The organism is Friedmanniella luteola, from assembly GCF_900105065.1.
GTDB classification, from domain to species: domain Bacteria; phylum Actinomycetota; class Actinomycetes; order Propionibacteriales; family Propionibacteriaceae; genus Microlunatus; species Microlunatus luteolus.
In genome coordinates this window covers 888,269-905,343 of sequence record NZ_LT629749.1, presented here as the reverse complement: position 1 = coordinate 905,343, position 17,075 = coordinate 888,269, and the positions used below count along the sequence as shown (strand labels likewise).

Below are 17,075 nucleotides of genomic sequence, written 5' to 3'. Positions count from 1 at the left end.
GGTCACGCGCCGGTCAGCTTCGCGAAGGCTCGGTTGCATCGGTTCTCCTCTTCCTCGGTCAGGCCCATGAAGACCTGCGCCTTGCTCAGCGTCTGCTCGTCGGGGAACACCAGGGGGTCCTCGAGCAGCTCGGGGTCGTAGTCCGCCATCGCCTCGGCGACCCCGGTCACCGGGGTGATGTAGTTGATCCAGTCCTCGGACTGCGTCGCGATCTCGGGGTCGAAGTAGTGGTTCACCAGCGCCTCGGCGTTCTTCTTCCGCGGGCTGCGGATGGGCGCGACGAAGTTGTCGCTCCAGATCGTGCAGCCGGCCTCGGGGACGACGAAGCCCAGCTCGGGGCTGTCGGCCTGCAGGCTCACCACGTCGCCGGTCCAGCCGACGCAGGCGGCGACGTTGCCCTGCGCGAGGTCGGACCCGTAGTCGTTGCCGGTGAAGCGGCGGATCTGCCCGGAGTCGACGGCGTCCTGCAGCTTGGCGATCGCCTTGTCGAACTGCTCGAAGGTGAAGTCCTCGATGCTGTAGCCGAGGTCCATCATCGTCAGCCCGACGGTGTCCCGCATCTCGGTGAGGAGGGTGACCTTCCCGCGCAGGGCCGGGTCGGTGAGCAGCTGGTCCATCGACGTGATCTCGCGCCCGCCGGCGGCCGCGGGGTTGACCGCGATGCCCGCCAGACCCGACTGCCAGGTGATGGAGTACTTCCGGCCGGGGTCGAAGCTGACGTCACGCAGCTCGGGGCGGAGGTTGGCCAGGTTCGGGATGTTGGCGTGGTCGAACTCGGTCAGGAAGCCGAGCCGGATCAGCTTGCCGACCATCCAGTCGGTCACGACGAAGAGGTCGGCGCCGATCGCCTGGCCGCCGGTGAGCTGCGGCTGGATCTTCGCGAAGTACTCGTCGTTGTCGTTGACGTCCTCGGTGTAGGCCACCTCGATGCCGGTCTTCTCGGTGAACCGCTGGAGCGTGGTGGGCTCGTCGGAGTCCTCCTCCGCGACGTCGATGTAGAACGGCCAGTTCGACCAGTTGAGCGTCTTGTCGGTGTCGGAGACGTCGGCGACCGGCGTGTACTCCGTCACCTTGATGCCCGGCACGCCGCACGCGGCCAGCGCCGCCGCCGTCCCGGCGAGGCCCGCGCCCCGCAGGAAGCCCCGGCGTCCGAGCGGCACCGCACCCCGCAGCCGTCGTCCCGGTCGCAGGCCGCCGCCGGCCGTGCCCGATCCGCTCACCCGATCTCCTCGTCGTCTGCCACTCCCCCGCGGGCTGACCACCGGCGCGACACCACTCCCGCGTGGTCGCCACCGACTCGTACGTTTATCGCAGCCAGAATGCCTGATGGCAAGCGATTCGGTGTTGCATTCGTGTTTCTGCTGCGGATCCCCTTGCCGACGCCGACGGGGCCTTGACATGATCGAGGGGTGACCACCCTCGGCGCCGGGCGCCTGGACCCGGGCCAGCGCAGGCCCGAGGCCTTCGCGGGACCGCCGGCAGCGCTCGCGCCGGTGCCCGCCCGCGGCGACGGCGACCGCGCGCCCGTCCAGCTCGACGCCATCAGCAAGGCGATCGTCGAGCAGCTGCAGCAGGACGGCCGCCGCTCCTACGCCAAGATCGCCGCCGCCGTGGGGCTGTCCGAGGCCGCCGTCCGGCAGCGGGTCGCCCGGCTCACCGAGGCCGGGGTGATGCAGATCGTCGCCGTGACGAACCCGCTCCAGCTGGGCTTCCGCCGGCAGGCGATGCTCGGCATCAAGGCCGAGGGCAGGCTCGACCCGATCGTCGAGGCGCTGAGCGCCCTGCCCGAGGTCGACTACGTCGTCGTCACCGCCGGCTCGTTCGACGTGCTCGCCGAGGTGGTGTGCGAGGACGACGACCACCTGCTGGCGCTCCTGGAGGACCAGATCCGCACCATCCCCGGTGTCCGCGCGACCGAGTCCTTCGTCTATCTCAAGCTGTCCAAGCAGACCTACCAGTGGGGGACCCGATGACCAGCCCGAACCCGACGCTCGACGGCGTCACCGACCACTACAGCGCCGACGAACCGGTGCACGAGGGGCGCAGCGGGAACGCCGCCGACCACCTGTGGATGCACTTCACCCGGATGTCCGGCTACGCCGACAAGCCGGTCCCGACGATCGAGCGCGGTGAGGGCGCCTACATCTGGGACACCAACGGCAAGAAGTACCTGGACGCCCTGTCCGGCCTGTTCGTCGTGCAGGCCGGCCACGGTCGCGCGGAGCTGGCCGAGGCGATGGCCGCGCAGGCGCGCAAGCTCGCGTTCTTCCCGATCTGGTCCTACGCGCACCCGGCCGCCGTCGAGCTGGCGGACCGGCTCGCGGCCGAGGCGCCGGGCGACCTCAACAAGGTCTTCTTCTCCTCCGGGGGCGGTGAGTCGGTGGAGACCGCCTGGAAGGTGGCCAAGCAGTACTTCAAGCTGACCGGCCGACCGGGCAAGTACAAGGTGATCTCGCGGGCCATCGCTTACCACGGCACCACGCAGGGCGCCCTCTCGATCACCGGCGTCCCGCCGTTCAAGGCGCCGTTCGAGCCGCTCGTCCCGGGCAGCCACCGGGTGCCGAACACCAACTTCTACCGGGCGCCGGACCTGGTGTCGCACGACGAGAAGGTGTTCGGCCGCTGGGCGGCCGACCGCATCGAGGAGGCGATCCTCGCCGAGGGCCCGGACACCGTCGCGGCCGTCTTCGTCGAGCCGGTGCAGAACGCCGGCGGCTGCTTCCCGCCGCCGCCCGGGTACTTCGAGCGGGTCCGCGAGATCTGCGACCAGTACGACGTGCTGCTCGTCTCCGACGAGGTCATCTGCGCCTACGGCCGGCTGGGCACCATGTTCGGGGCGCAGAAGTACGGCTACCAGCCCGACATCATCACCAGCGCCAAGGGCCTCACCTCCGGCTACTCCCCGCTGGGCGCCGCGATCATCTCGGACCGGATCTTCGAGCCCTTCGGGAAGGGCGACACCGTCTTCCCGCACGGCTACACCTTCGGCGGGCACCCGGTCTCCTGCGCGGTGGCGCTGGCCAACCTCGACCTCTTCGAGCGGGAGGACCTGCTGGGCAACGTGCAGCGGAACGAGAACGCGTTCCGCACCACCCTGGAGAAGCTGCTGGACCTGCCGATCGTGGGCGACGTCCGCGGCGACGGCTACTTCTACGGCGTCGAGCTGGTCAAGGACAAGAACACCAAGGAGACCTTCGACGCCGCCGAGTCCGAGCGCATCCTGCGCGGCTACGTCTCGGGCGCCCTGTACGAGAACGGGCTCTACTGCCGCGCCGACGACCGGGGCGACCCCGTCGTCCAGGTGGCGCCGATGCTCACCTCCGGCCAGGAGGTCTTCGACCAGATCGAGCAGACGCTGCGGCACGTGCTCACCGAGGCCTGGAAGCTGGTCTGACCGGGGCGGCTCGGGGGCGTCAGCCCGCGAACCGCTCCAGGGAGGCGACGGCGCGGCGCAGCAGGTCGAGCCCGTCGACCACCTCGCGCCGGACCGGGTCGGGCAGGTCGCCGGCCAGCGCCCGCTCGGCGAGGGCGACCGTGCGCGCGTCGGCCGCCAGGTGGGGGAAGGCGAGGCCGGCGACGCGGCCCAGGGCCCAGCCCCGGCGGAACTCCGCCGTCGCGCCGATCTCGGCGAAGTAGCGTTCGACGTAGGGCGCGGTCAGCTCCTCCTGACCGGCCCGGAAGAACCCCTCCGCGGTCGCGTAGACCTCGTAGGCGCTGACCTCCGACGGCTGGGTGAGCAACCGCCAGGCCTCCTCCTTCGCGGCCGCCGTCGGTCGTGCGGCGCGGGCCCGGGCGGCGTGCACCGCGGCCGAGGACGAGCTGTCCTGCGCCAGGGTCCGGTCGAGCACCGCGTCGTCGCCGGTCAGCTCGACGAGCCGCTCGACGACCGTCCAGGTGAGCTCGCTGTCCAGGGCCAGACCCGGTGGCAGGTCGTGGCCGGCGGCCCAGGCGCGGAGCCGGTCGACGTCGGCGGACGAGGCCACCGCCTGCCGGAAGCCCGCGAGCTGCCGGTCGGAGCCGGCCGGGCTGCTGTCCACGACGGCGAGCGCCAGCGCGTGCAGCCGCGCCAGCCGTTCCGGCCGTTCCGCGACCGGGCTGTACGGGCCGGCGAGGGCGCTGGTGGCGCCCAGCACCACGGTGACGAGCACCTCGGGCTGGACCCCGGCCAGGGACGCGGTGACCAGGTCGAGCGCGACGGCGGGGTCCAGGGTCGCGTCCCGGACGGCGTCGCGGACCGCGTTGTGCACGACGACGAGCACGGCCTCGTCCTCGACCGTCGGCAGCACGGCGGCGACGTCGGACCAGCCGTCGGCGCCGAACCGGACCCGTGCCCAGGTGGCGTCCGTGCCGTCCGGGACCACGAGCACCGTGCCGTCCGGGACGGCGATCGGCGCCGCGTCCCCGCGCAGCACCAGGTCCACGAGCGGGGTGACCGCACCCGCGGCGTCGACCCCGGCGACCGTGAGGGCGTGCGGCCGCGGCGAGGGTCCGCCGTCGGGCCCCGTGACGGTGACGACGGCGCCGGTCGCGGCCGGGGCGACGTCCAGCGTGTCCATCCCCGCGGTCCGGAGCCAGGCCGCCGCCCAGGCCTCGAGGTCGACGGCGCCGGCATCGGTCCAGCAGGCGATGAGCTCGGCGAACTCCGCGTTGCCGAAGGCGTGCCGGGTGAAGTAGGTGCGCAGCCCGGCCACGAACACGTCGTCCCCGAGGTAGGCGACGAGCTGGCGCAGCACCGCCGCCCCCTTGGCGTAGCTGATGCCGTCGAAGTCCTGCAGGGCGGCGGCCGCGTCGACCGCCCCCGTCCCGGCGACCGGGTGGGTGCTGGGCGCCTGGTCGGCCACGGCGCCCCAGTTCTTGCGGCGGATGCCGAACTCGGTCCACACCGGGTAGCGGGTGGCGTCGGTGCAGCAGCGGTGCCCCATGTACTCGGCGAACGACTCGTTGAGCCACAGGTCGTCCCACCAGCGCATGGTCACGAGGTCGCCGAACCACTGGTGCGCCATCTCGTGCGCGATGACGCTCGCCCGGCCCGCCCGCTCGGCGTCGGTGGCGCGGCCGCGGTAGACGAAGCTGTCCCGGAAGGTCACGCAGCCGGGGTTCTCCATGGCGCCGGCGTTGAAGTCGGGCACGAAGGCCTGGTGGTACTCCCCGAAGGGGTAGCGGACGCCGAAGAGCCGGTGGTAGAAGTCGAAGCTGCGGGCGGTCACCTCGACCAGGTCTGGCGCCTCGGCCTCGAGCTCGCGGCGCAGCGACGCCCGGACGTGGAAGCCCAGCTCGATGCCGTCGTGCTCGGCCGTCACCGACGCGTAGGGGCCGGCGACCAGGGTGACGAAGTAGGTCGACAGCGGCTCGGGCGGCACCAGCGTCCAGCGCCCGGGGCCGGCGGGCTCGCTGGGTCCGTTGCCCAGCACCGTCCACTCCGGCGGCGCGGTGACGGCGAAGCGGTAGCGGGCCTTGAGGTCGGGCTGGTCGAAGCAGGCGAACCAGCGGGGGGCGGCGTCCAGGAAGGACATGGCGTAGAGGTAGGTCGCGCCGTCGGCAGGGTCGACGTGGCGGTGCAGGCCCTCGCCGTCGCTGGAGTACGCCATCCGGCCCGCGACGACCAGGGTGTTCTCCGCCGCCAGCCCGTCGAGGGCGAGCCGGCCCGCCTGCCACCGCTCCGGCGGGACCGGCCGGCCGTTCAGCGTGGCCTCGGTGAGCTCCTCCCCGCGGAAGTCCACGAAGGTCTCCGGCGCGCGGCTGGAGAACCGCAGCGTCGTGCGCGAGCCGAAGGTGGCTGCGTCGGGTGCCGTCAGGTCCAGCTCGACCTCGACGGCGTCGACGGTCAGGGCCGCCGCGCGCGTCTCGGCCTCGGTGCGGCGCAGGCTGGGGTAGCGGCGGGTGGGCGACGGGGTCGTCACGGGGTTGCTCCTCGTCGCCGGGACGTCCGCGTCAGCGGACGGCTCCGGCGAGGTAGTGGTCGTAGGCGTAGGTGGTGAAGAACTGCGGCCAGTCCGGCGTCAGGCAGGTGACCTCGACGACGTCCTGGGCCGCGTCGACCAGGCGGGTGGTCCGCTCGTCCGCGCCGGAGCGCAGCCGGTCGGCCTCCTCGCCGAGCAGCGCGCGCACCAGCCCGGTGGTGATCGTGGTGCCGTCGTCGGTGGTCGCGCCGTGCCGGATCCAGTGCCAGAGCTGCATGCGGGAGATCTCGACGGTGGCCGCGTCCTCCATCAGGTGGTCGATCGCGACGGCACCCGCGCCGCCGACCCACGCCGCCAGGTACTCCAGGCTGACCCGGATGTTGGTGCGGACCCCCGCCAGGGTGATGGCCCCGCCGGCGCTCGCGACGTCGAGCAGGTCGGCCGCGACGACGTCGACGTCGTCCCGCTGCTTCTCCAGCTGGTGGGGACGGTCGCCCAGGACCGCGGTGAAGGCGTCCGTGCAGGTCTGGACGAGGGCCGGGTGCGCGACCCAGGAGCCGTCGAAGCCGGCCCGGGCCTCCCGCGTCTTGTCGGCCGTCGTCTTGTCCAGGGCCGCCGCCGTCGCCTCCGGATCCGCCTTGCTGGGCACGAAAGCGGCCATCCCGCCGATCGCGTGGGCGCCGCGCGCGTGGCAGGTCTTGACCAGCAGGCTCGCGTAGGCGGCCATGAACGGCGAGGTCATCGTGACCTGGCTGCGGTCGGGGAGCAGGTGGTCGTCGTCCTCGGCGAAGTTCTTGATCAAGGAGAAAATGTAGTCCCAGCGGCCGGCGTTGAGCCCGGCGGAGTGGTCACGGAGCTCGTAGAGGAACTCCTCCATCTCGAACGCGGCGGGCGTGGTCTCCACCAGGCACGTGGCCCGGATCGTCCCGTAGGGGATCTCCAGCCGGTCCTGGGCGGTGGTGAAGACGTCGTTCCACAGCCGCGCCTCGAGGTGGGACTCCATCTTGGGCAGGTAGAAGTAGGGGCCCGCACCGTTGGTGATCAAGGTCTGGGCGTTGTGGAAGAAGTAGAGGCCGAAGTCGACCAGGCCGGCCGGGACCGGCCGCCCGTCCAGGGTCAGGTGCCGCTCGTCGAGGTGCCAGCCGCGCGGACGGACCATGATCGTCGGCGTGGTGGGGCCGACCTCGTAGCGCCGGCCGTTGCCGTCGGTGAAGTCGACCTGGCGGCGGATGGCGTCGTAGAGGTTCACCTGGCCGTCGACGACGTTGAACCAGGTGGGCGCGGTGGCGTCCTCGAAGTCGGCCATCCAGGCCTTGGCGCCGGAGTTGAGGGCGTTGATCGTCATCTTCCGCGACGTGGGGCCGGTCATCTCGGTGCGCCGGTCCTCCAGGCCGGGTGCAGGCGGCGCGACCCGCCAGCCGCGGTCCTCGCGGACCGAGGCCGTGTCGGCCAGGAAACCCAGGCCGGCGCCGGGGTGCCCGGCGGCGTAGCGGTCGGCGCGGGCCTGCAGCAGGGCGTCGCGTCGCGGACCGAAGCGGCGGGTCAGCTCGGCCACGAAGTCGAGGGCGTCCGCGGTCAGGATCTCGTCGAAGCGGGGTAGCAGCTCCCCGTGCACCTCGAGCGCGGCCGCGGGCGGAGTGGGGGTGGACATGCGGGCTCCGATCTCCGGGCGGACGACGCCGTCGGGACGCCCAGTCTGGCAGCCGCCGTGCCGGGAGGGCGAGGACGGGCATGATGAGGCGATGACACCGACTGTCCGCCGCCTCGGTCCCGACGACGCCGAGGTGTCCCGCCGCCTCGGCTGGGAGGCGTTCGGCTTCCCCTCCCCCGTCCCGGAGGGCGCACCCGGGCCGGACGGTCCCGGCCAGGCCCGCTTCGGCGCGTTCGACCAGGACGGCGCCCTGGTGGCGCGGATGGTGGACCGGAGCTACCACTCCTGCTTCGGCGGGGCGCTGGTGCCCACCAGCGGGATCGCCGGCGTCACCGTGGCGGCGGAGGCGCGCAGCCGTGGGGCGCTGACCCCGCTGTTCCACACCACCCTCGGGCACGCCCGGGAGCGCGGAGCGGTGATCTCCACGTTGTTCCCGACCGCGCCAGGCATCTACCGGCGCTTCGGCTACGAGCTGGTGGCCGACTTCGCCACCGTCCACGTGCCCACGGCGGCCCTGGCCGCGGTGGCCACCCCGACCTCGACGACGACCCGCCGAGCCCGGGTCGAGGACCTCGAGGCCGTCCGGGCCGTCTACGACGCCTGGGCGCTGGAGCAGGACGGCCCGCTGCACCGGCGCGGCGTGAGCTTCGACGACAGCGCCGCCGAGGTGTTCGAGCACACCGGCGTCACCCTGGCCGTCGACGAGGCCGGGGCGGTGGTCGGCTACGCCTCCTGGAACCGCGGCCAGGGCTACGGCGAGCAGGCAGCCCTGGAGGTGAGCGACCTCATCGCCCGGACCGTCGACGGCTACCGGGCCCTGCTGCGCGTGCTCGGCAGCTTCGCCACGGTGACGCCGACCACGAAGATCGACACCTCCGGCGACGACCTCGCACGTCTGGTGCTGCCGTCGCTGGCCTGGGCGGTGCACGACAGCTCGCCCTACATGCTGCGCGTCCTCGACGTCCCGGGCGCCCTGACCGCCCGGCGGTACGCCCCGTCGCTGCGGACCTCGCTGGACGTGGCGGTGACCGGTGACCTGCTGGGCTTCGTCGACGGCGCCTACCGGGTGGAGGTGGCGGACGGGGAGGCGCGCTGCACCCGCCTGGACCGGCCGGCCGAGGACGTCCGGACCCTCAGCACCCGCGGGCTGTCGCTGCTCTACGCCGGAGCCCAGTCCTCGGCCAACCTCCGGGCCAGCGGCCACCTGACCGGCGGCGACCGGGCCGAGGACGCGGACTGGGACGCCCTCTGCGGCGGCCGGCAGCGGCACATCCGCGACTACTTCTGACCGGAGCGGCGGAACCTGAGGATGCGGTTGAACTCTTGAGCCAAGCCTGAGGCTGATCCGCGCCCGCCTGCAGTCCTTCTGGAGGTGCGGCTCCGAACCTAGTTCACACAGAGCTCGGGGCCACACAGGAAGGACTCCCCCATGACCGTCATGTACCGCGAAGACTGGGCCACCGCCGCCAACTGCCGGGGCACCGGCGACGTGCTGTTCGCCGAGGGGGCCGCCCAGCGCCGGGTGCGGGTCCTCTGCGAGGACTGCCCGGTGCGCCGGGAGTGCCTCGCCGAGGCCCTCGACGACCGCATCGAGTGGGGGGTCTGGGGTGGCATGACCGAGCGCGAGCGCCGCGCCCTGCTGCGCCGCCGGCCCGACGTCACGTCCTGGCGCCAGGTGCTCCTCGACGACGCCGCCACCACCCGCTGACCCGTCCTCCCGCACCGGCCCGGCGTCCGAGCTGCAGCTCCCGCCGGTCCCCCAGCAGCACCCGGCGCGCTCCGGGTGCGGCACCTCCGGACCCGTCGTCGCCCGCCTCGTCGGGACGCGGCACCCGGTCGGCCGCCCCCAGCGGCCCCAGGTCCGGCCCCGTCAGCGCCGCCACGTCGAGGACGGGCACCTGATCAGTGGGGTAGACCCCCAGCGGCGGCGGCTCCGAGCCCGTCGCCCGCAGGACCGGGCCCAGCAGCTCGCCCCGGTCCAGCACGTACGCCGCAGCGCCCAGCTCGAGCGGCGCCCCGTCCCGCCGGTCGTCGGTCTCCGCCGGCGCGAGGACGTCGTCCTCCCACCCCAGCCACCGCGACCCACCCTGGTCGGCCAGCGCCGCCTGGCCGCGGCGTCGACGTGGGTGGAGGGCAGCTCGCGGACGAGCGTGCCGGCCCGCGGAGCGGGCAGCGGGGTCGGAGCTCGGCTCAGCCGTGCGCCCGCCCGACCACCCGGGTCCGACGGCGTGGCCCGACCGGGCGGACAGCGCCCCCGCCCGCCTGGGCTCCAGGCGTGGCGGGGGTGCTGCGCTGCGTCCCCCCTGTGCGGGCATCGCGGCTCCACCGGTGTGCAGCAGGTCAAGTTTACGTAGTAAAGAGGTTCGGCGCGGGCAGTTGATCATCATCGACGGCGCCGACCTGCGCCGACGGGCGAACCCGTCCGGCCCGCCCGGCCCGGACGGAGGGTCGGCCGGTCAGGGGACGAGGGCGATCTTGCCCGAGCGGCCGGCGTCGGCGAGCCGGTAGGCCTCCTCGGCGTCGGCGAGGGGGAAGGTGTCGGAGACGACGACCTCGGGGTGCAGGCCCCAGACGGGCAGCCGGGCGACGAGCTCGCGCATGTGCTCCAGGCTGGTGACCCAGGAGCCGATGATCGTGATCGAGGGGTGGATCAGCGTCGGGCTGACCTCCGGCACGGTCAACCCGTTGCCCTCGCCGATGAGGACCACCCGGCCGCGCTGGCGGACGAGGGCGATGGCGGTGCCGCGGCCCGGTTCGCTGCCGGAGCAGTCGACCGCCACGTGCGCACCGCCCCCGACGACCGCCCGGGCGGCCTCGACGTCCTCGGGCGCGAAGGCCGCGTCGACGGCCCCGAGGCGCAGTGCCAGCTCCCGCCGCTCCGGGCTGGGGTCCACGCCGACCCGCGGCACGGCCCCGAGCTTGCCGCCCAGCAGCCCCGCCGCCAGGCCCACCGGCCCCAGGCCCACGACGGCGAGCCCGTCGCGCCCGCTCACCTGCGCGCGGACCAGGCCCTCGTAGGCGGTGCCGAAGCCGCAGGCGACGCAGGCGCCGTCCAGGAACGTGACGAAGTCCGGCAGCACGATGCAGTCCCGTTCCTCCGCCCGGATGAGGTCGGCGTGACCGCCGTCGCGCTGCCAGCCGTAGGCGGCGCGCTGCGGGGCGGAGCAGCTGATCTGGTAGCCGCGCACGCAGTCGTCGCACTGCCCGCAGCCGCTGATGTGGTAGACGCAGACCCGGTCGCCGACCTGCAGCCGGACCGTCCCCGGGCCGACGGCGACGACCTCGCCGGCCGGTTCGTGGCCGGCGACGACCCCCTGGTACATCTCGGCCGGGTCGCCCTGGGCGTGCTCGCGGTAGATGGCCCGGATGTCGGAGCCGCAGATCGTCGAGGCGCGCATGGCCAGCAGCACCTGGCCGGGTCCCGGCTCGGGGTCGGGCACCTCACGGATCTCGGTGGTGGAGTTGCCGGGCAGGTGCACACCGCGCATGGAGAAGGCTCCGCTCGGGTCAGGGGCGTGGACTGGTCGGCCTCATCGTGCTGCATGCCGGTGCACCGCGGGTCCACCGGCCCGCCGGAGACCCCGCCCGGCGCCGCCGTCACCGCCGTCCCTCCGACGACCCGAGGACGTGGGGCAGCAATCGGGAGGGCTGCGCTGTTGAACCCCCTCGACCGTGGACCGGTGCTGCACGGCTCACGCCGACCCGGCCTCCGTGGTACCCAGCCCGGGGGGGCTCACCTGTTCGGTCGACCGCCAAGGGATCGACGGCCCGGGACCTCGCGGCCGGGACCGACCCTGGGCGGCCCGGCGCAGGCCGGGGCGCGAGGCGCCTGCGCGGCTAGCCGCGTGCGGCGGCCCTCAGGCGGGCCGTCAGGTGGACGGTCACCTGGTCGCCGTCGCTCTTGCCGATGGCGCGCCGGACGGTGGCCGCGACGGGCAGCTTGTGGGTGCCGTCGCCGAGCGCCATGAACGAGCTGCGGAAGGGGAACCCGTCGACGGTGCCCAGCACCTTCACGAGACCCCGCGTGCCGAAGATCGCGGCCGAGTCCGGGAGCTGCACACAGGTCCAGGTGTCCCCGTCGCGCACCTTGCCGAGGGTGGCGGTGAACACGAGGTCGAGGGGCTCGCTGCGCCCGTCCACCGGGCTGTCGCCTCCGGGGACGCCGTTGGTCGTCGTCGTCATGGGAGGTGGACCTGGGCCGCCCGGGGGACTCATCGGGGTGAGGACGCCGAGGCCTCGACCGGGCCCGCGGAGTCTCGGCCGGGAGGTCCGCGCGGCGGCGGGAGACCGTGCCCGTCAGCTCGGGCCGGCCGCTATCGTCGTCGGATGAGCGACCCCGCGTCCGGCTGCGCCGTCGAGCCGGTCACCGCCCGGGACCCGGAGGTCCAGGCTCTGCTGGAGGCGCTGACCGCGGAGCTGGCGGGCGCCGGCTACACCGAGGACCAGACGTTCGGGGTACTCCACCGAGCAGCTCGAGCAGAGCGACGTGCGCCTGGTCGGGGCCCGCGTCGGCGGGCTCCTCGTCGGCGTGGGGCGGCCTCGAGGTGCAGGACCAGGGCGTCGGGGAGCTCAAGCGCTTCTTCGTCCGACCCGAGCAGCGGGGCACCGGCGTGGCCGACGCGCTCATGGCGGCACTGCTGGCCCGGGCCGAGGCCTCCGGGGTGCAGCTGCTGCGTCTGGAGACGGGCGACCGGCAGGCGGCGGCACGGAGGTTCTACCGACGCCACGGCTTCGCGCAGGTCCCGCGGTTCGCCCCCTACGAGGCGAGCGCGACGTCCGTCTGCCTGCAGCGGGTGCTCTGAGCGCGCGGCGGGACCCGCCCGGTCGGCGCCCCGGGAGCGCAGCGACCGCGGGCGGACCCACGACCACCGCCCCTCAGCCGGCCGGGCGCCGGGAGCGGTCGGGGGTCAGCTGGACTCGTCGACCTCGCAGCCGCAGTGGCCGAGCCCGTGGGCCGTCGGGAACCGGCACGCGAGCGGGATCCCCGGACGCCACTTGGCCGAGCGGGCCTGCGGGTGCTTGTAGTTGCCGTCGCTGCCCACGGTCAGCACCTTGACGATGCAGATCGGGCACCACGCGGTCTCCTCGCTGAAGGGCCACTCCTTCGGGGGCGTCCCGGTCGTGGTGTCCTCCTCGACCGCGCGGATCCAGGCCTCGTCCGCCTCGGCGTCGGTCAGCGGCGTCAGGGCGGCCGCGTCGTCCGCGTACTTGCGGAGGGTGCGGCAGCCGGCCAGGTGCAGCTCGCGCGCGGCCCCGCCCTTCGACTCGGCGTTCGCGACGACCGGCTCGCCGGTCACCCGGTAGACGCGCCCGCGGAACAGGGTCTCGGCTTCGATCGACATGCTCTCTTCGACTCCTCGTCGTTCAGACATTGAAACGGAACTCCACCACGTCGCCGTCGGCCATCACGTAGTCCTTGCCCTCGAGGCGGACCTTCCCCCGGGACTTCGCCACCTGCAGGGAGCCGGCCTCGACGAGGTCGTCGAAGCCGACGATCTCGGCCTTGATGAAGCCCTTCTGGAAATCGGTGTGGATGACGCCGGCCGCCTCGGGCGCGGTGGCGCCCTTGGGGATCGTCCAGGCCCGTGACTCCTTGGGCCCGGCGGTCAGGTAGGTCTGCAGGCCGAGGGTGTCGAAGCCGACGCGGGCCAGCACGTCGAGGCCCGGCTCGGTGATGTCCATCTCGGCCAGCAGCTCGCGCGCCTCGTCGGGCTCCATCTCCACCAGCTCCGACTCGATCTTGGCGTCGAGGAAGATCGCCTCGGCCGGCGCCACGGTGGCCCGCAGCCGGTCGAGCAGCGCGGTGTCGGAGAGCTCGTCGGTGTCGCAGTTGAACACGAAGATGAAGGGCTTGGCCGTCAGCAGGAACAGCTCCCGCAGCGGCTCGCGGTCCAGCCCCGCCGCGTGGACGCCGCGACCGGCGTTCAGCACCTCGGTCGCCTCCTGGACGGCGGCGATGGTGGCGAGCTTGTCCTTGTTGGTGCGCGCCTCCTTCTCCAGCCGGGGCAGGGCCCGCTCCAGCGTCTGCAGGTCGGCGAGGATCAGCTCGGTGGCGATCGTCTCGATGTCGCTGGGCGGGTTGACGGCCCCGTCGACGTGGGTGACGTCGGCGTCGCGGAAGACCCGGGTCACCTGGCAGATGGCGTCGGCCTCCCGGATGTGGGAGAGGAACGCGTTGCCCATCCCCTCACCCTGGCTGGCCCCGCGGACGATGCCGGCGATGTCGACGAAGCTGACGGTCGCGGGGACGATCCGCTCGGAGTGGAAGATCGCCGACAGCGTCGCCAGCCGCGGGTCGGGGACCCCCACCACGCCGACGTTGGGCTCGATGGTGGCGAAGGGGTAGTTCGCCGCCAGGACGTCGTTGCGCGTCAACGCGTTGAAGAGGGTCGACTTGCCGGCGTTGGGCAGACCGACGATCCCGATAGTGAGGGCCATTCGGACAAGCCTAGAGGGTCCGGCGGACCGCTCGGACCGCATCGCCGCCCGCGGCGCAGCCGCCTCGCCGGTGGCGCACCGCTGCGCTCAGCCGCCGAGGGCGAAGAACGCCCCGACAGCGCGGCTGAGGGACCCCGGGTCCTCCGTGCCGGCCAGCTCGCGGGCCGAGTGCATGGAGAGCAGCGGGGTGCCCACGTCGACGGTGGCCATGCCCAGCCGGGTGGCGGTGAGCGGGCCGATCGTGGAGCCGCAGGGGATGGCGTTGTGGGACACGAACTCCTGGGTGGGCACGCCGGCCCGGCGGCAGGCCCGGCGCCACAGCGCGGTCCCGGTGGCGTCGCTGGCGTAGCGCTGGTTGGCGTTGAGCTTGAGCAGCGGGCCGCCGTTGAGCACCGGCTGGTTGGCGGGGTCGTGGCGGCCGGCGTAGTTCGGGTGCAGGGCGTGCCCGGCGTCGGCCGAGAGGCAGACGGAGCGGGCCAGGGCGCGGTGCTGCTCGTCCGGGGTGGCGCCCAGCGCACCGAGCGTCCGGCTGACCACGTCCGCCAGGACCGGGCCGGCGGCGCCGGAGCGCGAACCGCTGCCCACCTCCTCGTGGTCGAAGGCGGCGACCAGCTCGATGTGCTCGCTGCCCTCGCTCGCCAGCAGGGCGACGAGCCCGGCGTGCACGCTGCTGAGGTTGTCGAGCCGCCCGGAGGCGAAGAACTCCCCGTGCGGACCGAAGACGGCGGGCGCGGCGGTGTCGAAGGCCACCAGGTCGTAGCCGTCGATCTCGGCGCGCGTGCAGCCGGCGACCTCGGCCAGGTGGTCCAGCACGGACAGCCCGCGGTGGCCGACGCTCCAGACCGGGGCGGTGTGCTGCTGCTTGTCCAGCCGCAGCCCCTCGTCGTTGACCGCCCGGTCCAGGTGCACCGCCAGCTGCGGGATGCGCATGATCGGCCCGGTCCGCAGCAGGCGGACCGAGCCGTCGGACAGCGCGACCCGGCCGGCCAGCCCCAGCTCGCGGTCCAGCCACGAGTTGAGCAGCGGCCCGCCGTAGACCTCGACGCCGAGCTGCTGCCAGCCCCAGGCCCCGAGGTCGGGGCGGGGCTTGAGCTTGAAGGTCGGGGAGTCGGTGTGCGCGCCGAGCACCCGGAAGCCGGTGGTGGGGCCGGCGCCGTCGGGCACCCGCCAGGCGATCAGGGCGCCGTCCCGGACGAGGAAGTGCCCGCCCGGTGAGGAGTCCCAGGCCGCCGCCTCGTCCTGCTCGACGAAGCCCGCGGCGACCAGCCGGCGCGCCCCCTCGGCCGCCGCGTGGTAGCTGGACGGCGAGGCCTGGACGAACGCGGCCAGGTCGGCGACGTGGTCCGTGGCGCGGGGCGGGGACGGGCTCATGGCCTCCACGCTAACGGCGCCCGGAGCGGGGCCCGCCGGGCGGCCTCCCGGCTTTTGTCAGTGCGCCGCTGCAAGATCGAGGACATGGACGGGTTCGTGGTGGTGGCGTTGGTGTGCGGGTTGGTGCTGGGCCTGCTCGTGGGCGCGGTGGTGGCCCTGCAGGTCGCGCGCGCCCGCCGCGAGGTGCTGGTCGCCCAGGACGACGCCCAGCTGGCGCAGGCCCGCACGGAGCTGGCCCTGGCCCAGTCCGAGGCGGCCGCCGCCCGCGGTGAGGCCGCCCAGGCCCGGATGGAGACGGCGCAGGTGCGCTCCGAGCACGCCCAGGCGCGGACGGAGACGGAGCGGGCGCGGGCCGACCTGGCCGAGGTCAGGGCCGCGTCGTCGACCGAGGCCGCCGAGGCGCGGGCGGAGGCGTCCGCCGCGCAGGCCGAGGCCGCCGAGGTGTCGGCGGCGGTCGCCCGCGCCGTGGCGGAGCGGGACGCGGCGGTGCAGCGCGCCCAGGAGGTCGCCGCCGACCGGGCGGCGATGCTCGACCACTTCAAGGTGCTGTCGGCGGAGAGCCTGGAGCGCCAGGGCCGGAGCGCCGACGCGCAGGCCGAGCACCGGCTCAAGGCGACCGAGCAGCTGATGCTGCCCGTCCGGGAGAGCCTCGACCGCTTCAGCAGCCGGCTCACCGAGGTGGAGAAGGAGCGGGTCGCGATGTCGACCGACCTGCGGATCCAGGTGCAGACGGTGCAGCAGACCGGGGAGACGCTCCGCCGCGAGACCAGCGCGCTCGTGACGGCACTGCGCAAGCCGCAGGTGCGCGGCTCCTGGGGCGAGGTGCAGCTGAAGCGGGTGGCCGAGCTGGCCGGCATGGTCGAGCGCTGCGACTTCGACCTGCAGAACACGACCCGGGCCGACGACCGCACGATGCGCCCCGACATGCGGGTGCACCTGGCCGAGGGCAAGCACCTGTTCGTCGACTCCAAGGTGCCCCTCAGCTCCTTCCTCGAGGCGGCGGAGACCGACGACCCGGACCTCAAGCGGGAGGCCCTGGCCCGCTACGCCCGGCACGTCCGCACCCACGTCGACCAGCTGTCGTCCAAGCAGTACTGGAAGGCGGCGGAGACCCCGGAGTTCGTCGTCCTCTTCCTGCCCAACGAGCAGTTCTTCACCACCGCGCTGGAGCAGATCCCCGACCTCTACGACTACGCGGCGCACCGCGACGTCGTGCTGGCCACCCCGACGACGCTGATCGGCATGCTCCGCGCCGTCGCCTACGGTTGGAAGCAGGCCGCGCTGGCCGAGAGCGCCGCCGAGGTGTTCAAGCTGGGACGCGACCTGCACGAGAAGCTCGGCCTGATGGGCAACCGGTTCGACAAGCTCGGCCGCGCCCTGCGCACCTCGGTGAACGCCTACAACGAGACCATCGCGACGGTCGAGGGCACGGTGCTCGTCCGGGCCCGCAAGTTCCGTGACCTCAAGGTGAGCGAGAAGGAGCTGGTGACCCTCTCCCCCGTCGACGAGCCGGTCCGCCAGATCCAGGCGGTGGAGCTGGTGGACGACGCCGTCAAGGTCGAGCCGCTGGTCGGCCGGGGCAGCCGGCGCCGGGCCCACGCGGTCCCGGAGGCGGCGGAGCTGGTGCGGCCGGAGCCGGACCTACTGGAGCTGGTGGAGAGCACCGCGCCCGACGTCGCCGACGAGCAGGACCGGGCGTCGTCCTGACCGCCTGA

At 73.7% G+C, this 17,075-nt stretch carries 15 protein-coding genes; 6 read left to right on the top strand and 9 right to left on the bottom strand.

The genetic code is table 11. The annotated features are described in order from the left end of the window. Nucleotides 1–2 precede the first annotated feature (2 nt). Nucleotides 3–1,220 (bottom strand): polyamine ABC transporter substrate-binding protein, encoded by a 1,218-nt coding sequence (locus BLT72_RS04255; RefSeq protein ID WP_197677197.1) that lies wholly within the window; start codon nt 1,218–1,220, stop codon nt 3–5. A gap of 189 nt (nt 1,221–1,409) precedes the next feature. On the opposite strand from BLT72_RS04255, the gene BLT72_RS04250 reads away from it, so the two are divergent. Together BLT72_RS04250 and BLT72_RS04245 are read left to right on the top strand one after the other, a co-directional pair. Then, nucleotides 1,410–1,973, top strand: coding sequence for an Lrp/AsnC family transcriptional regulator (locus BLT72_RS04250; protein WP_231930322.1), 564 nt, complete (start codon nt 1,410–1,412; stop codon nt 1,971–1,973). Beyond that, on the top strand, nt 1,970–3,394 hold the full coding sequence (locus BLT72_RS04245; protein ID WP_091416659.1) for an aspartate aminotransferase family protein: 1,425 nt from the start codon (nt 1,970–1,972) through the stop codon (nt 3,392–3,394). Before BLT72_RS04250 ends, BLT72_RS04245 begins: the two co-directional genes overlap by 4 nt. 19 nt (nt 3,395–3,413) lie before the next feature. Here the strand turns inward: BLT72_RS04245 and pepN are convergent, their stop codons facing one another. Together pepN and aceB are read right to left on the bottom strand one after the other, a co-directional pair. Next, nucleotides 3,414–5,900 (bottom strand): aminopeptidase N, encoded by a 2,487-nt coding sequence (gene pepN, locus BLT72_RS04240; protein ID WP_231930320.1) that lies wholly within the window; start codon nt 5,898–5,900, stop codon nt 3,414–3,416. Nucleotides 5,901–5,931: 31 nt separating this feature from the next. Further along, nucleotides 5,932–7,551 carry a malate synthase A gene (gene aceB, locus BLT72_RS04235; protein ID WP_091410448.1) on the bottom strand — a complete coding sequence of 540 codons (1,620 nt, stop codon included), beginning with the start codon at nt 7,549–7,551 and terminating at the stop codon, nt 5,932–5,934. A 91-nt stretch (nt 7,552–7,642) separates the two neighbouring features. Between aceB and BLT72_RS04230 the strand changes: the two genes are divergently transcribed. Next, nucleotides 7,643–8,839 carry a GNAT family N-acetyltransferase gene (locus BLT72_RS04230; RefSeq protein WP_172826020.1) on the top strand — a complete coding sequence of 399 codons (1,197 nt, stop codon included), beginning with the start codon at nt 7,643–7,645 and terminating at the stop codon, nt 8,837–8,839. Between the two features lie 141 nt (nt 8,840–8,980). After that, nucleotides 8,981–9,259 carry a WhiB family transcriptional regulator gene (locus BLT72_RS04225; protein ID WP_091410445.1) on the top strand — a complete coding sequence of 93 codons (279 nt, stop codon included), beginning with the start codon at nt 8,981–8,983 and terminating at the stop codon, nt 9,257–9,259. Here the strand turns inward: BLT72_RS04225 and BLT72_RS22675 are convergent. The 3 genes from BLT72_RS22675 to BLT72_RS04210 form a co-directional block, all read right to left on the bottom strand. Continuing rightward, nucleotides 9,210–9,866, bottom strand: coding sequence for a hypothetical protein (locus BLT72_RS22675; protein ID WP_197677196.1), 657 nt, complete (start codon nt 9,864–9,866; stop codon nt 9,210–9,212). The two genes, BLT72_RS04225 and BLT72_RS22675, sit on opposite strands and share 50 nt — an antisense overlap. Before the next feature lie 141 nt (nt 9,867–10,007). Further along, complete coding sequence (locus BLT72_RS04215; protein ID WP_091410441.1) at nt 10,008–11,039, bottom strand: zinc-dependent alcohol dehydrogenase family protein; 1,032 nt, start codon at nt 11,037–11,039, stop codon at nt 10,008–10,010. A gap of 349 nt (nt 11,040–11,388) precedes the next feature. Continuing rightward, entirely contained in the window at nt 11,389–11,733 is a 345-nt protein-coding gene (locus tag BLT72_RS04210; RefSeq protein WP_172826019.1) for a DUF1905 domain-containing protein, read from the bottom strand. A 107-nt stretch (nt 11,734–11,840) separates the two neighbouring features. Between BLT72_RS04210 and BLT72_RS23415 the strand changes: the two genes are divergently transcribed. Next, a complete protein-coding gene (locus tag BLT72_RS23415; protein WP_342587388.1) occupies nt 11,841–12,353 on the top strand; it encodes a GNAT family N-acetyltransferase in 513 nt (170 codons plus the stop codon). 105 nt (nt 12,354–12,458) lie between these two features. Here BLT72_RS23415 and BLT72_RS04200 read toward each other — a convergent pair whose 3' ends face one another. The 3 genes from BLT72_RS04200 to BLT72_RS04190 form a co-directional block, all read right to left on the bottom strand. Beyond that, nucleotides 12,459–12,893, bottom strand: a complete 435-nt coding sequence (locus tag BLT72_RS04200; RefSeq protein ID WP_091410439.1) for a hypothetical protein — start codon at nt 12,891–12,893, stop codon at nt 12,459–12,461. Between the two features lie 22 nt (nt 12,894–12,915). After that, nucleotides 12,916–13,989 carry a redox-regulated ATPase YchF gene (ychF, locus tag BLT72_RS04195; protein ID WP_091410437.1) on the bottom strand — a complete coding sequence of 358 codons (1,074 nt, stop codon included), beginning with the start codon at nt 13,987–13,989 and terminating at the stop codon, nt 12,916–12,918. Between the two features lie 87 nt (nt 13,990–14,076). Next, complete coding sequence (locus BLT72_RS04190) at nt 14,077–15,360, bottom strand: M18 family aminopeptidase (protein ID WP_091410435.1); 1,284 nt, start codon at nt 15,358–15,360, stop codon at nt 14,077–14,079. An 84-nt stretch (nt 15,361–15,444) separates the two neighbouring features. Here BLT72_RS04190 and BLT72_RS04185 point away from each other — a divergent pair, with 84 nt between their 5' ends. Further along, on the top strand, nt 15,445–17,067 hold the full coding sequence (locus BLT72_RS04185; protein ID WP_091416651.1) for a DNA recombination protein RmuC: 1,623 nt from the start codon (nt 15,445–15,447) through the stop codon (nt 17,065–17,067). Nucleotides 17,068–17,075: the final 8 nt, after the last annotated feature.

Coding starts and splice junctions, on each gene's coding strand:
- BLT72_RS04245 (WP_091416659.1), top strand. CDS start 1,970: ATGACCAGCCCGAACCCGACGCTCGACGGCGTCACCGACCACTACAGC.
- aceB (WP_091410448.1), bottom strand. CDS start 7,551: ATGTCCACCCCCACTCCGCCCGCGGCCGCGCTCGAGGTGCACGGGGAG.
- BLT72_RS04230 (WP_172826020.1), top strand. CDS start 7,643: ATGACACCGACTGTCCGCCGCCTCGGTCCCGACGACGCCGAGGTGTCC.
- BLT72_RS04225 (WP_091410445.1), top strand. CDS start 8,981: ATGACCGTCATGTACCGCGAAGACTGGGCCACCGCCGCCAACTGCCGG.
- BLT72_RS22675 (WP_197677196.1), bottom strand. CDS start 9,866: ATGCCCGCACAGGGGGGACGCAGCGCAGCACCCCCGCCACGCCTGGAG.
- BLT72_RS04215 (WP_091410441.1), bottom strand. CDS start 11,039: ATGCGCGGTGTGCACCTGCCCGGCAACTCCACCACCGAGATCCGTGAG.
- BLT72_RS04210 (WP_172826019.1), bottom strand. CDS start 11,733: ATGACGACGACGACCAACGGCGTCCCCGGAGGCGACAGCCCGGTGGAC.
- BLT72_RS04200 (WP_091410439.1), bottom strand. CDS start 12,893: ATGTCGATCGAAGCCGAGACCCTGTTCCGCGGGCGCGTCTACCGGGTG.
- ychF (WP_091410437.1), bottom strand. CDS start 13,989: ATGGCCCTCACTATCGGGATCGTCGGTCTGCCCAACGCCGGCAAGTCG.
- BLT72_RS04190 (WP_091410435.1), bottom strand. CDS start 15,360: ATGAGCCCGTCCCCGCCCCGCGCCACGGACCACGTCGCCGACCTGGCC.
- BLT72_RS04185 (WP_091416651.1), top strand. CDS start 15,445: ATGGACGGGTTCGTGGTGGTGGCGTTGGTGTGCGGGTTGGTGCTGGGC.